At 59.0% G+C, this 12,965-nt stretch carries 10 protein-coding genes; 4 read left to right on the top strand and 6 right to left on the bottom strand.

All coding sequences use genetic code 11. The features are described 5' to 3' along the window. The first annotated feature begins 291 nt into the window (after positions 1–291). Positions 292–1,656: an OprD family porin gene (locus tag VY732_RS23125; RefSeq protein WP_077574286.1), complete on the top strand. Its 1,365-nt coding sequence runs from the start codon at positions 292–294 to the stop codon at positions 1,654–1,656. Positions 1,657–1,774: 118 nt separating this feature from the next. On the opposite strand, the gene VY732_RS23130 is transcribed toward VY732_RS23125, so the two are convergent. Continuing rightward, positions 1,775–2,617 (bottom strand): mechanosensitive ion channel family protein, encoded by an 843-nt coding sequence (locus VY732_RS23130; RefSeq protein ID WP_116029981.1) that lies wholly within the window; start codon positions 2,615–2,617, stop codon positions 1,775–1,777. A gap of 181 nt (positions 2,618–2,798) precedes the next feature. Then, on the bottom strand, positions 2,799–3,284 hold the full coding sequence (locus VY732_RS23135; RefSeq protein ID WP_077574288.1) for a YajQ family cyclic di-GMP-binding protein: 486 nt from the start codon (positions 3,282–3,284) through the stop codon (positions 2,799–2,801). Between the two features lie 140 nt (positions 3,285–3,424). Between VY732_RS23135 and VY732_RS23140 the strand changes: the two genes are divergently transcribed. Genes VY732_RS23140 through VY732_RS23150 form a run of 3 tightly spaced genes read left to right on the top strand, consistent with a single transcriptional unit; the run spans position 3,425 to position 7,012 of the window. Then, on the top strand, positions 3,425–4,342 hold the full coding sequence (locus tag VY732_RS23140; RefSeq protein ID WP_331691850.1) for a putative 2-dehydropantoate 2-reductase: 918 nt from the start codon (positions 3,425–3,427) through the stop codon (positions 4,340–4,342). Between the two features lie 45 nt (positions 4,343–4,387). Continuing rightward, the gene (locus VY732_RS23145; protein WP_331691851.1) at positions 4,388–6,424 is read left to right on the top strand and encodes a sensor histidine kinase; all 2,037 of its coding nucleotides are present in this window, start codon (positions 4,388–4,390) and stop codon (positions 6,422–6,424) included. A 3-nt stretch (positions 6,425–6,427) separates the two neighbouring features. After that, positions 6,428–7,012, top strand: coding sequence for a cob(I)yrinic acid a,c-diamide adenosyltransferase (locus tag VY732_RS23150; protein WP_331691852.1), 585 nt, complete (start codon positions 6,428–6,430; stop codon positions 7,010–7,012). 113 nt (positions 7,013–7,125) lie between these two features. On the opposite strand, the gene VY732_RS23155 is transcribed toward VY732_RS23150, so the two are convergent. From VY732_RS23155 to secA, 4 genes are all read right to left on the bottom strand, one after another. After that, a complete protein-coding gene (locus tag VY732_RS23155) occupies positions 7,126–8,073 on the bottom strand; it encodes a Nudix family hydrolase (RefSeq protein WP_331691853.1) in 948 nt (315 codons plus the stop codon). Further along, positions 8,070–8,702 (bottom strand): glutathione S-transferase family protein, encoded by a 633-nt coding sequence (locus tag VY732_RS23160; protein WP_077574293.1) that lies wholly within the window; start codon positions 8,700–8,702, stop codon positions 8,070–8,072. Before VY732_RS23160 ends, VY732_RS23155 begins: the two co-directional genes overlap by 4 nt. Positions 8,703–8,862: 160 nt before the next feature. Then, positions 8,863–10,080 carry a bifunctional glutamate N-acetyltransferase/amino-acid acetyltransferase ArgJ gene (gene argJ, locus VY732_RS23165; RefSeq protein WP_331691854.1) on the bottom strand — a complete coding sequence of 406 codons (1,218 nt, stop codon included), beginning with the start codon at positions 10,078–10,080 and terminating at the stop codon, positions 8,863–8,865. 122 nt (positions 10,081–10,202) lie between these two features. Beyond that, complete coding sequence (secA, locus tag VY732_RS23170; RefSeq protein WP_123593678.1) at positions 10,203–12,938, bottom strand: preprotein translocase subunit SecA; 2,736 nt, start codon at positions 12,936–12,938, stop codon at positions 10,203–10,205. Between the last annotated feature and the right edge of the window lie 27 nt (positions 12,939–12,965).

Genomic DNA, 12,965 nt, shown 5'->3' on the forward strand with positions numbered 1-12,965 from the left:
GGTTGCCCGATGGAGATTCAAGTGTTTTGCCAGGGACTCTTTTTTACCGATGCAAAAAGGCCCATAAACAGCGAGAAAGTTGTCAGTCCGGCTGCATTGGTACTGTGAATTTGCGACATCCACCGCGCCATTTGCGACAACGTCGTAAAGAAGCTGAAAGGTTAGATTCGCAAGTATCGCCAACATTGTCGGCGTGATATAAGTTTGCGCCGACACAAAAAGAAAGAGCCGCCCAGATAATAAAACAGGTGGGACGGCAGTACTCTTCTAAAACCAAAGGAGCAAATCACGATGCGCGTGATGAAGTGGAGCATGATCGCACTGGCAGTTGCTGCAGCCGCCAGTACTCAAATGGCTACGGCCGCACCGTTTGTAAGTGACCAGTCTGAAGCCAAAGGTTTTGTTGAAGACGCGAAACTCACCGAGACGTTGAAGAACTACTACTTCAACCGCGACAACAAAGACGGTGGCCATGATCAGAAAGACTGGACCCAAGGCTTTCTGGGTAATTTCACCTCCGGTTACACCCAAGGTACTGTCGGCGTAGGTATCGATGCATTCGGTTACCTGGCGATCAAACTGGATGGCGGTGACGGCACTTCCGGCACTGGCAACATGAGCCGTAGCGACACTCTGAAGGCTAACGGCTATGCTCACGACGTTAACGACAGCCAAGGTAAAGCCGGTGCTGCCGTTAAATTCCGCATCTCCAAAACCGAATTGAAAATCGGTGACCAACAGCCAAGCACTGCTCCAGTGTTCGCTGTCGGTGGTTCCCGCATAATTCCTCAATCTGCCAGCGGCTTCCAGTTGCAGAGCAGCGAAGTCAAAGACCTTGACCTCGAAGCCGGTCACTTCTACTCGGCGACCAGCCAGGACAAAAACGCCCGTGATGGCGGCCTGTACGCTAACTACGCAGGCCAGGAAGCCAAGACCATCGACTATTTCGGTGGCAAATACGGCATCACCGAAAACCTGAGCGCATCGCTCTACGGCGCCAAGCTGGAAGACATCTGGAACCAGTACTACGCCAACGTGAACCTCACCACTCCATTCGGTGGCGACACTTCGCTGAACACTGACTTCAACATCTACCGCACCACCGACACCGGTGACAAGCTGGCGGGTGACATCAGCAACACTGCCTTCTCCCTGGCAACCGCGCTGTCGTTCCTGAAAGCACACACCTTCACCCTGGCCTTCCAGAAGGTCAACGGCGATACCCCGTTCGACTACGTCGGTGTGGGTAAAAACAACCGTGGTGGCGACTCGATCTTCCTCGCCAACTCCATCCAGTACTCTGACTTCAACGGTCCTGGCGAGAAATCCGTGCAAGCCCGTTACGACCTGAAAATGGCTGAGTACGGCGTTCCAGGCCTGAGCTTCATGGTTCGTTACGTTAAAGGTTGGGACATCGACGGTACCGGTCTGGCTGCTAACAGCCAATACCGCACCAACACTGGCGCTCCGCTGTACGGTGAAGATGGCAAACACCACGAAACCAACTTCGAAGCCAAGTATGTTGTTCAGTCTGGCCCGGCTAAAGACCTGTCCTTCCGCATTCGTCAAGCCTGGCACACTGCCAACGCTGACGAAGGCGAAGGCGACGTCAAAGAGTTCCGTCTGATCACCGAATACCCACTGAACATCTTGTAATCGTCAGTGGTTAGTTTGGAAGCATAAAAAAAGGCCCATCTTGCGATGGGCCTTTTTTGTTGCCTGTCACTTGCAATAGTTGCCTGACCGATAAGTCAGGCAATTAATTAGCAACCTATCATTGTGTGACCGATTCCTGTACCACACGTATCACGCGTTGTGGAAAAGGAATATCAATACCGGCAGTCTTTAAACGGTCACGCGACTGTTCGTTAAACATGAACATCACGTCCCAATAGTCTGCAGTTTTAACCCACACACGCAGGGAAACAGTGATCGAACTGTCACCCAGCGTCGAAATCACGGCCTGTGGCTCAGGATCGTGCAACACACGCTCATCCTTGGCCAGATCCAGCAGTACCTGACGCGCTTTTTGCAGATCAGCTTCGTAATCCACACCGACATCGAACACCACTTTGCGGGTTGGCTGACGATTGGTGTTGGTGATAATGCCGTTCGACAGATTGCCGTTCGGTACGATGATGGTCTTGTTGTCGCCGGTACGCAGCACGGTGTGGAAAATCTGGATGCTGTCGACCGTACCCGACACGCCTTGCGCTTCGATCCAGTCACCGATACGGAACGGACGGAACAGCAGAATCAGCACGCCGCCGGCGAAGTTCGCCAGACTGCCCTGCAACGCCAAGCCGATCGCCAGACCGGCCGCACCGATCGCGGCAACGAAAGAGGTGGTTTCAACACCGATCATCGAAGCGACGCTGACAATCAGCAGCACTTTGAGAATGATGTTCGCCAAGCTGCTGATAAAGCCTTGCAGCGCCAGATCGGCATTACGCAGGGCCAGCAGACCGCCGAGTTTTTGCGTGACCTTGTTGATCAGCCACCAGCCGATGGCCAGGGTAATCACTGCCAACAGCACGCGGCTGCCATATTCCATGATCATCGGGATCCACGCCTGGGATGCCTTGACCAGGTTGTCCACCTCAGCATTCAAATCCATGTTCTATCTCCTGATTTCCGGCCATTCGGCACGCGAAAAATAAGCGGCAGAAAACCGCCGGGTGTACACAAAACAATGTGGGAGCGAGCCTGCTCGCGAAGACGGTGTGTCAGTCAACTCATTATTGAATGACATACAGCCTTCGCGAGCAGGCTCGCTCCCACAGGTCATCTGACCGAGCTTAGTCGCGGAAGTTGTTGAACTGTAGCGGCATGCCGAATTCCTTGGCACGCAGCGCCGCGATGGCTTCTTGCAGGTCATCACGCTTCTTGCCGGTCACGCGTACTTGCTCGCCCTGAATGGCCGCCTGCACTTTGAGCTTGACATCCTTGATGTGGCCGACGATTTTCTTCGCCAGTTCCTTGTCGATGCCTTCCTTAAGTACCGCGTCCTGCTTCATCAGTTTGCCCGATGCGTAAGCGTCCTTGACCTCAAGGCACTGCACGTCGATCTTGCGCTTGACCAGCGCCAGCTTGAGGATTTCGATCATTGCTTCCAGCTGGAACCCGGCTTCAGCGGTCAGGCTGACGGTCAGGTCCTTTTCCTTGAACTCGAAGCTGCCTTTGCCTTTCAGGTCATAACGACGATCGAGTTCCTTCACGGCGTTCTCGACCGCGTTGGTGAGTTCGTGTTTGTCCAGTTCGGATACCACGTCGAACGACGGCATGTAATCTCTCCAATAAAAAGGCGCGCTCGATGTGGATGGAGCGCGCTTGGCTTGCGGTTAAAATCGGGCTCATTATAACGGGTCTTTTCCCACCGACACGGCGAGCCGCACATGCCTGTACGCAATCGAGCAAAAAACTGATGGCCACCCCCTGGCATATTCTCGGCGCCGGCAGTCTCGGCACACTGTGGGCCACACGTCTGGCTCGCGCCGGCCTGCCGGTCAGACTGATCGTGCGTGATGCCGAACGCTTGCAAAGCTATCAAGCTGCGGGCGGCTTGACGCTGGTGGAGCAAGGTGTGGCGAGCAGCTATGCGGTTCCCGGCGAAACACCCGACAGTCCCGAGCCGATCAGCCGTTTGCTGGTAGCCTGCAAAGCCTACGACGCAGAAAACGCCGTCGCCCGCCTCGCCCCACGGCTGACAGCGGACGCCGAACTGATCCTTCTGCAAAACGGCCTCGGCAGTCAGGACGCCGTCGCCAACCTTGTGCCATTGGCACGCTGCATCAGCGCTTCCAGTACAGAAGGCGCGTTTCGCGATGGCGAATGGCGCGTAGTGTTTGCCGGCCACGGTTTCACCTGGCTGGGCGACGCCGGCCATCCCGTCGCGCCGATCTGGCTGGATGATCTCGACGCGGCGAAAATCCCCCACGAATGGAGCACCGATATCCTCACGCGGCTGTGGCGCAAACTGGCGCTCAACTGTGCGATCAATCCGTTGACCGTGCTGCACAATTGCCGCAACGGTGGTTTGCAGGAACACCATTGCGAAGTCGCCACCCTGTGCGCTGAACTGGCCGAGTTGCTGGAGCGTTGCGGCCAACCCGCCGCCGCCGACAATCTGCAAGAGGAAGTCGAACGGGTCATCCACGCCACCGCCGCCAATTACTCATCGATGTATCAGGACGTCGCCAATCAACGCCGCACCGAAATCAGCTATCTATTGGGCCACGCCTGCAAAGTCGCTGCGCGCCACCAGTTGAACCTGCCGCACCTCAATCAATTGCAGCAGCGGCTGATCGCGCATCTGAACAGCCGTGGATTGCCCAGCGACTGAGCAGCGGCTACGCTGGCCACTTGTTCCTTTGCTGCGATAAACCTGATGCCATTGCGCCAGCGCCTCGAAAACCTGCCGGTCGGCCAGAAACTGCTGGCCGCCCTGCTGGTGCTGTTGACCACGGTTCTGCTGGTCGCCAACCTGACCTTTATCAGCGCCGCCTATTACATCTCCCAGGAAAGCATGGCACCGCAGGCCTTGCAGACCATCGGCCGACTGATTGCCAACCCGAGTCTGGTCAGCGAGGCCCTGCAATCACCGCAAAGCGCCGAGCGCCTGCTCAAAGAGCTCGACAGCTACTCACCGCTGCGCGCCGCCGCGCTGTATGACGGCAAGGGCGAACGCTTGGCGCAAGTCCAGCACGGCGACAAACTCAGCCTGCCGGAACGTTATCGGCACATCGAAGCGTGGCAACTGACCGAATTTCGCAGCAACCAGTTGATCACCCTGCCCCGCCCCGGCACTGCGCCGGGCCATCTGTTGCTGGTGGCCAGCAGCGAGTTGCCGATGGCGTTCTACACCGGCACGCTGACCGCCAGCCTCGGCATTCTGATTTTCAGCGTGTTGTTGTGGCTGGTGATAGCCCGGCAGATCAAACGTCTGATCACCCGACCGATTCATCAGCTTGAGGAATTGTCGCGTCAGGTGACCCGCGAAGAGAATTACGCCCTGCGCGCCTCACGCGGCAACCACGACGAAATCGGCAGTCTGGCGGAGGCGTTCAACACCATGCTGTCGCGCATCGAAGCCCGCGAACAGCAACTCAAGCGCGCCCGCGATGACTCGCAAGCCGCCTACGATCAGGCCCAGGGTCTGGCCGAGGAAACCCGCCACACCAACCGCAAGCTGGAACTGGAAGTCCAGGTGCGCAGCAAGATCGAGAAGAAGCTCACCGGTTTCCAGAATTACCTCAACAGCATCATCGACTCTATGCCCTCGGCACTGATCGCCCTCGACGAGCAGCTCTACGTCACCCAGTGGAACCAGGAAGCCAGTGCCCTCTCCGGCACACGACTGGACGAGGCACTGAACCAGCCAATTTTCCTTGCCTTCGAACCGCTCAAGCCGTTTCTGCCGCAACTCAAGCAGACGGTCGAGCAGCACACCGTGGCGAAAATCGAGCGGGTAACCTGGTTCAAGGATGAAGAACCGAAGCATTACGCGCTGACGTTCTATCCATTGATGGGCGGTGCCGGGCGTGGCGTGGTGATCCGCATCGATGACATCACCCAGCGTTTGTCGCTGGAAGAAATGATGGTGCAGTCGGAAAAAATGCTCTCAGTCGGTGGCCTCGCCGCCGGCATGGCCCACGAGATCAACAACCCGCTGGGCGCGATCCTGCACAACGTGCAAAACATCCGTCGACGCCTGTCCGCCGACCTGCCGAAGAACCTCGAAACCGCCGAGCAACTGAACATCGACCTGGACACGGTGAACCGCTACCTGCAGGGCCGCGAAGTGCCGCAACTGATGGATGGCATTCAACAGGCCGGCGCTCGGGCAGCGAAAATCGTCACGCACATGCTCAGCTTCAGCCGCCGCAGCACCCGGCAGATGGCGCCCTGCGATCTGCCGGCACTGATCGATCAAGCCGTGGAAATCGCCGGCAACGACTTCGACCTGGCCATCGGTTTCGACTTCAAGGGCCAGGCGATCATCCGCCAGTTCGACCCGGCGCTCGGCCCGGTGCCGGGCACCGCCAACGAACTGGAACAGGTGCTGCTCAATCTGCTGAAAAACGCCGCGCAGGCGATTCACCAGCGCGAAGACGACAGTGAGCCGGGGCGGATCATCCTGCGCACCAAGCTCAATCCACCGTGGGCCGAAATTCAGGTCGAGGACAACGGCATCGGCATGAGCGAGAACGTGCGCAAACGCACCTTCGAGCCGTTCTTCACCACCAAGGAAATCGGCCAGGGCACCGGGCTTGGCTTGTCGGTGTCGTACTTCATCATTACCAACAATCACAAAGGACAGATGGAAGTGCAGTCAGCACCGGGCCAGGGCACCTGTTTCACCTTGCGCCTGCCGCTGACGCAACCGCTGCCCATCGCTGCTGAAACCAATCAAATATCGAGGTAACCCATGGGCTTTCGCCTGTCGAAAATCTACACCCGCACCGGTGACAAAGGCGAAACCGGCCTGGGTGACGGCCGTCGCGTGCCCAAGGATCACCCGCGCATCGAGGCAATTGGTGAAGTCGATACGCTGAACAGTCAGGTCGGTGTATTGCTGGCCGGGTTGCTGGCCGAGCGCGACACGTATCCGGGGCTGAATGAACTGATCGAGGTGTTGGCGCCTTGTCAGCATCGGCTGTTCGATCTGGGCGGCGAGCTGGCGATGCCGGAGTATCAGGCATTGAACGCGGCAGAAATCGAACGACTGGAAACTGCGATCGATGTGTGGAATGAAGAACTGGGGCCGCTGGAGAATTTCATTTTGCCGGGCGGGTCGATGCTGATTGCCCAAGCCCATGTCTGCCGGAGCCTGGCGCGGAGTGCCGAGCGGCGGTGTCAGCATCTGAATGCGCTGGAACCGTTGGCCGGGGTTGGGCTGGCGTATATCAATCGGTTGTCGGATTTGCTGTTTGTGGCGGCGCGGTTGATTGCGCGGCGGCAGGGGATTGCGGAGATTCTTTGGCAACCGGCGGTGAAACCTGCAGAAATCTAGCGTCTGACAGGCCGCCTTCGCGAGCAGGTTCACTCCTACAGTTGACCGCGTTCTACCTGAAGTAACGCGGTCAATTGTAGGAGTGAGCCTGCTCGCGATGAGGTCAGTAGCCGTTAAACAGAGTCAGGCCAGAACGCGCGAATCCCCGCGACACCCTGCGCGCCAACATTCCAGGCCTTGTCCCGCTCCGCCGGACCAACCCCACCCAACAGAAACACCGGTTTACTGAAGCCTTCAATCAACGCCTCAGCCTGCTCCCAGCCCAGCGGCTGCGCATCCGGGTGAGTCAGCGTCGGCTGCACCGGCGACAGGGTCACAAAATCCACGCCCATCTGTTCCGCCAACGCCAATTCCTCAGCGTTGTGGCACGACGCCGCGAGCCAGCGCTCCGCCGGCAACGGCCGCCCCGCCGCCGCATATTTACGCAGCTGTGCAGAGGTGATGTGCCATCCGGCAGACGGGAAATCGCCGAGCCATTCGAACGGCCCCTTGATCATCAACTGCGCCTTGCCGGCACACAGCCCCACCGCATCAACAGCCAGATCGCGGTACTTGGGGTCGTAGCCGTTCGGTGCGCGCAGCTGGATCAACTTGATCCCACCGGCAATTGCCTTCTGGATACCGCGCAGCAGTGCCGGGGTTTCCAGATCCTCCGGGGTAATCAAGTACTCCGCAGGCAGACGCGCGGCGGCAACGATCGGCTGATTGGCGGCCGGGAACTCATAGTTCGCCAGCTCCTTCGCGGTCACCCAAGCCAAAGGCTGGCCCTCGGCACCGTGTGGTTCACCGGTGAATGCCGACACTTCCCAGACATCCAGCAACACCTGTTTGTCCGGGTAATCGTGACGCACTTTGATCAGCGGGCGGGCGGCGCCAACGACGATGCCCAGCTCTTCGTGCAGCTCCCGGGCCAGCGCAGTTTCGACCGACTCGTCAACCTCGACCTTGCCCCCGGGAAACTCCCACAGACCACCCTGATGCTGGGTGTCGGCGCGGCGGGCGATGAGGATTTTGCCACTGTCGTCACGAATGACCGCAGCGGCGACGTGTACACGTTTCACGGATTCAACTCCTCCAGTCCAGCCTTTTGCCACGCCTTGAAGGCGGGCCATTGGTAGACGGTTTCAACATAGGCTTCGTCGGCGGCGGGCAGCTGCACTTGGTAGGTGCGCAGACGCACGGCAATCGGCGCGAAGAACGCATCGGCCAAACTCACGCGACCAAACAGATACGGCCCGTTCTCGGTGGCGGCGGCACGGCACTCGGCCCACAGCGCGAGCATGCGTTCGATGTCGACCTTTACTTCTGGCGGTACCGGGTTCAGCGGTGCGTCATGGTTGAGGTTGAACGGCATGTGATTGCGCATGGCGAAGAAGCCGCTGTGCATTTGAGCGCAGGCGGATCGGGCCTGGGCACGGGCGAAAATGTCGCTGGGCCATAGTTGCTCGGACGGGAACGTCTCGGCGAGGTATTCGGCGATGGCCAGTGAGTCGGCGATGGTGCCGCGCGCCGTTTGCAGCAGCGGGACTTTAGCGGTCGGCGAATGCTTGAGCAGCAGCGCGCGGGTGTCGGGCTTGCCGAGTTTGATCAGTTCTTCACTGTAGGGTGCGCCGGTCAGTTCGAGCGCCAGGGCGGCACGCAGGGACCAGGAGGAAAGCAGTTTGTCGCCGATGATCAGGTGCAGGGACATGGGTGTGGCGCCTTTTCGTCAGGAGAATCAAGCCAGAATTTTTGGTGGCTGATGGATCGCCATCGCGAGCAGGCTCACTCCTACAGGTGATCTGTGGCTTTCACAAACCACTGTAGGAGTGAGCCTGCTCGCGATGGCATCGACTCGGTCTCAGGTTAGATCAAGTGCGATATTCAGCGTTGATCTTCACGTATTCATGCGACAGGTCGGTGGTCCAGATGGTTTCGCTGCAATCGCCACGACCCAGTTCGATGCGGATGGTGATCTCTTCCTGCTGCATCACCGCCGAACCCTGGGCTTCAGTGTAGGTCGCCGCACGGGCGCCACGGCTGGCGATGCACACCTCGCCAAGGAACACGTCGATTTTGCTCACGTCCAGATCCGGCACGCCGGCACGACCAACGGCAGCCAGAATACGGCCCCAGTTCGGGTCAGAAGCGAACAGTGCGGTCTTGATCAGCGGCGAGTGGGCCACGGTGTAGCCAACGTCCAGGCATTCCTGATGATTGCCGCCGCCATTCACTTCAACCGTCACGAACTTGGTCGCGCCTTCGCCGTCACGCACGATGGCCTGGGCCACGTCCATGCACACTTCGAACACCGCCTGCTTCAATTTGGCGAACAGCTCGCCTTCAGCGCGGGTGATTTCCGGCAGTGCAGCCTTGCCCGTGGCGATCAGCATGCAGCAGTCGTTGGTCGAGGTGTCGCCGTCGATGGTGATGCGGTTGAACGACTTGTTGGCGCCGTCGAGCATCAAGTTGTGCAGGACATCGCGGGAGACTTTGGCGTCGGTGGCGATGTAACCGAGCATGGTCGCCATGTTCGGGCGGATCATGCCCGCACCTTTGCTGATACCGGTGACGGTGATGGTCACGCCGTCATGCGCGAACTGGCGGCTGGCACCCTTCGGCAGAGTGTCGGTGGTCATGATCCCGGTGGCCGCAGCTTCCCAGTTGTTTTCCGACAGATCATCCAGCGCGGCTTGCAGGGCGCCTTCGATCTTCTCGACCGGCAGTGGCTCGCCAATCACGCCGGTGGAGTACGGCAGAATCTGGCTGGCATCGACACCGGTCAGCTCGGCCAGTTTGGCGGTGGTGCGCTCGGCAGCGGCCAGACCCGGCTCGCCGGTACCGGCGTTGGCGTTGCCGGTGTTGGTCAGCAAATAACGCACGGCATTCTGGACGCGCTTCTTCGCCAGGATCACCGGCGCAGCGCAAAAGGCGTTCAAGGTAAACACGCCCGCCACGGTCGAGCCTTCGGCGCAGCGCATCACAACGACATCTTTGCGCCCGGGGCGCTTGATGCCGGCCGAGGCGATACCGAGTTCAAAACCGGCAACCGGGTGCAACGTTGGCAAAGGACCAAGACCAACAGCCATGAATGCGCTCCTTACTCAATGATGTCAGCACCGCCACGCGCAGCGACGGTGGTTTAAATGGCAAAACGCCGCGACGGCAGGAGCCGGTCGCGGCGCGGGTATTTCAGCGATTGAAACGGGTTTTACTGGATCTGCCCGTGGCAATGCTTGAATTTCTTGCCCGAACCGCAGTAGCACAGTTCGTTGCGGCCCAGCTTCTGCTCGTTGCGCACCGGCGCGGTGGCGAGGGCTACATCAACCTCTTCACCGAGTATTTCCGGTTGCTCCAGACCTGGCGCTTCGGCGTGTTCGAACTGCATGCGGGCGGCCAGTGCTTCGGCTTCCTGACGCAGACGTTGCTCTTCGGCTTCCGGATCTTCGCGGCGCACCTGAACGTGCGACAGCACACGGATCGAGTCGCGCTTGATCGAATCGAGCAGCTCGGAGAACAGCGTGAACGACTCGCGCTTGTATTCCTGCTTCGGGTTCTTCTGAGCGTAGCCACGCAAGTGGATACCGTGACGCAGGTGATCCATGGTCGACAGGTGGTCTTTCCACAGGTCGTCCAGCACGCGCAGTACGATTTGTTTCTCGAACGAGCGCAGTGCGTCGGCACCGGCCTGGTCTTCTTTCTCGTTGTACGCCGCCATCAGCTCGGTCATGAGCTTCTCGCGCAGGGTTTCTTCGTACAGGTGATCGTCTTCGTCGAGCCATTGCTGGATCGGCAACGCTACACCGAAGTCGCTCTGCAGCGAGGCTTCCAGACCGGCCACGTCCCACTGCTCTGGCAGCGATTGCGGAGGAATGTGCGCGCTGACGGTGGCGTTAAGCACGTCCTGACGGAAGTCGGCGATGGTTTCGCCGATGTTGTCAGCGGCCAGCAACGTGTTACGCATGTGATAGATCACTTTACGCTGTTCGTTGTTGACGTCGTCGAACTCGAGCAGTTGCTTACGGATATCGAAGTTGCGGCCTTCAACCTTGCGCTGCGCCTTCTCGATCGCGTTGGTCACCATGCGGTGTTCGATCGCTTCGCCCGGCTGCATGCCCAGGGCTTTCATGAAGTTCTTCACCCGGTCAGAGGCGAAGATACGCATCAGGCTGTCTTCCAGCGACAGGTAGAAGCGGCTCGAACCGGCATCGCCCTGACGACCGGCACGGCCACGCAACTGGTTGTCGATACGACGGGATTCGTGACGCTCGGACGCAATCACTTGCAGACCGCCGGATTCGAGCACTTGCTGGTGACGCTTCTGCCAGTCGGCCTTGATCTGGGCAATCTGCTCAGGGGTCGGATCTTCCAGCGACGCGACTTCAACTTCCCAGTTACCGCCCAACAGGATGTCGGTACCACGACCGGCCATGTTGGTGGCGATGGTCAGAGCGCCCGGACGACCGGCCTGCGCGATGATCTCGGCTTCTTTTTCGTGGAACTTGGCGTTGAGAACCTTGTGTTCGATGCCTTCCTTCACGAGCAATGCGGACATGTGCTCGGAGGTTTCGATGGTGGCAGTACCCACCAGCACCGGACGACCGGCCGCCATGCTTTCCTTGATGTCCGCAACGATGGCCGCGTATTTCTCTTCGGCGGTGAGGAACACCAGGTCGTTGAAGTCTTTACGCGCCAATGGTTTGTTCGGCGGAATGACCATGACTTCCAGACCATAGATCTGGTGGAATTCGAACGCTTCGGTGTCTGCGGTACCGGTCATGCCGGACAGCTTGGTGTACAGACGGAAGTAGTTCTGGAACGTGGTCGAGGCCAGGGTCTGACTCTCGGCCTGAATGTTCAGGCCTTCCTTGGCTTCGATGGCCTGGTGCAGGCCTTCGGACAGACGACGACCCGGCATGGTACGACCGGTATGTTCGTCGACCAGTACGACCTGACCGTCCTGCACGATGTATTCGATGTTGCGGTTGAACAGCTTGTGCGCACGCAGACCGGCATACACGTGGGTCAGCAGGCCCAGGTTGTGTGCCGAGTACAGGCTCTCGCCTTCCGCCAGCAGGCCGACGCGGGTGAGCATGTCTTCGATGAACTGGTGACCGGCTTCGTTGAGTTCGACCTGACGGGTCTTCTCGTCAACGGTGTAGTGACCAGCCTTGGTGACTTCGCCTTCGACTTCTTCAACGTGCAGTTCCAGCTGCGGGATCAGTTTATTGATCTCCATGTACAGCTTGGAGCTGTCCTCGGCCTGACCGGAGATGATCAGCGGGGTACGCGCTTCGTCGATGAGGATGGAGTCGACTTCGTCGATCACGGCAAAGTTGAGTTCGCGCTGGAATTTTTCTTCCATGCTGAACGCCATGTTGTCGCGCAGGTAGTCGAAACCGAATTCGTTGTTGGTGCCGTAGGTGATGTCGGCGGCGTAGGCCAGACGTTTCTCTTCCGGCGGCTGGAACGGCGTCACGACGCCGACGGTCAGGCCGAGGAATTCATACAGCGGACGCATCCAGTTGGCGTCACGACGCGCCAGGTAGTCGTTCACCGTCACAACGTGCACGCCCTTGCCGGATAGTGCGTTGAGGTAAACGCCCAGGGTCGCTACGAGGGTTTTACCCTCACCGGTGCGCATTTCGGCGATCTTGCCTTCGTGCAAGGTCATGCCACCGACGAGCTGTACGTCGAAGTGGCGCATACCCATGATGCGCTTGCCGGCTTCGCGGGCGACCGCAAAGGCTTCTGGCAACAGCTTGTCGAGGGTTTCCCCTTTGGCGATGCGGGCCTTGAACTCAGCGGTCTTGGCACGCAATTGATCGTCCGAAAGGGCCACCATTTGCTCTTCGAAGGCATTGACGAGCTGCACCGTCTTGAGCATGCGTTTGACTTCACGCTCGTTCTTGCTTCCAAAAAGTTTCTTTAACAAAGGCGCAAACATATCGGCAGGATCTTCCACACTAAAGGG

It is taken from the genome of Pseudomonas sp. ZY71 (assembly GCF_036542145.1).
Classification (GTDB): Bacteria; Pseudomonadota; Gammaproteobacteria; order Pseudomonadales; family Pseudomonadaceae; genus Aquipseudomonas; species Aquipseudomonas koreensis_A.